At 73.2% G+C, this 1,244-nt stretch carries 1 protein-coding gene; it reads right to left on the bottom strand.

The window, feature by feature from the left end:
• Positions 1–44: 44 nt before the first annotated feature.
• Positions 45–1,244, bottom strand: a 1,200-nt coding sequence (locus tag ACWGI8_RS44425; RefSeq protein WP_453669332.1) for an NAD-dependent epimerase/dehydratase family protein, incomplete at its 5' end; no start/stop codon positions are given.

The raw sequence follows: 1,244 nt of genomic DNA, 5'->3' as shown, positions 1-1,244 counted from the left end.
GGCCCGTGCCGAGGGCTGATCGCGTGGCCCGCTCTCCCGGGCGCTCAGGCCTGGGAGGCGTCGACCATCGCAGCGAGTACGGACTGCCAGTCCTCTCCGGGCTGTTCGCGCAGTGCGGTGGCCAGCCGGTCCGCGCGGTAGTGCCAGGGGTGGTCGAGGTCCGGATGCGCCCGCTCGGCGAGCTGGATCTCACTGTCGCCTGCGAGGAGCGTACGCAGCTCGGCGGCGAGGTCCTGCCACGCGACGTGACCGCTCAGGGCGTTGGCCACTCCGTGGACGGGCTTGTCCAGGCAGACGGTCACTGCACGGGCCAGGGCAGCCGCGTGGACCCACGGGGCGCCGTACCAGTCGCGCCCGGCTGTGCCGGGGCGTGGGAGGGTGATCGGCTCTCCGGCGAGGGCAGCCTGATAGAGCAACCCGGTCGCGCCCCAGCGCAACTGATCGCGCAGCCGGTCGTGCGGACCCCACACGATGGGCGAGCGTACGACGCTGGCCCCGCCCCGGCCCCCGGTGCCCGCCGCCCGCATCAGCATCTGTTCGCAGTCGAGCTTCGCCTGTCCGTACGCGCTCAACGGCTGTCGGGAGGCCGACTCCTCGGCCACCCACTGCTCCGTGGGGCGTCCGTAGGCGTCCACGCTGCTGACGAAGACGAAAGGGCCGCTGTGCCAGGCGTCGACCATCGCTTCCATCGCCGCCACATCCACTTCGGGACGGGTGAAGGTGCAGGCGGCGTGGATCACCGCGTCCGCACTCTCCACGGCGGCTCGCAGGCCGTCCAGGTCGGTCAGATCGCCCTCGACGACATCCACACCGTCCCCGGCCACCAGATGTGCCGACTCGGGACGGGCCAGCGCGAGCACCGGCCTCCCCTGGGCGGCGAGTTCGCGCAGGAGGAACGCTCCCACGCCGCCCGTGCCGCCGGTCACCAGCACGGTGCCCTCGCGTGCCCGCCGGCTACGTGACACCGGCGGAGCCGTCGAGGCCGCCGCCGCGCGTTCCGTCTCACGCGTGTCGAGCAGCGCGGCGAGTGCGCGCGGTGTCCGGTTCTGCATCACATCGAGACCGGTCAGCGGCAGCCTGAGCTCGGTGCGCAAGCGCTCGGCAAGCTGCACGGCGACCAGGGAATGGCCACCGAGGGCGAAGAAGTCGTCGTCCGGCGCCGGGGTCCGGCCCAGCAAAGCGCTGAACGCCGCCGCCACCGCCCGCGCACGGTCCCCGTGCAGGGCGGAGGCTGATGCCGCGCC

The organism is Streptomyces sp. NPDC054841 (assembly GCF_053611045.1).
Note: the sequence above shows the minus strand (reverse complement) of the source record. Positions and strands in the feature narration are given on the sequence as shown.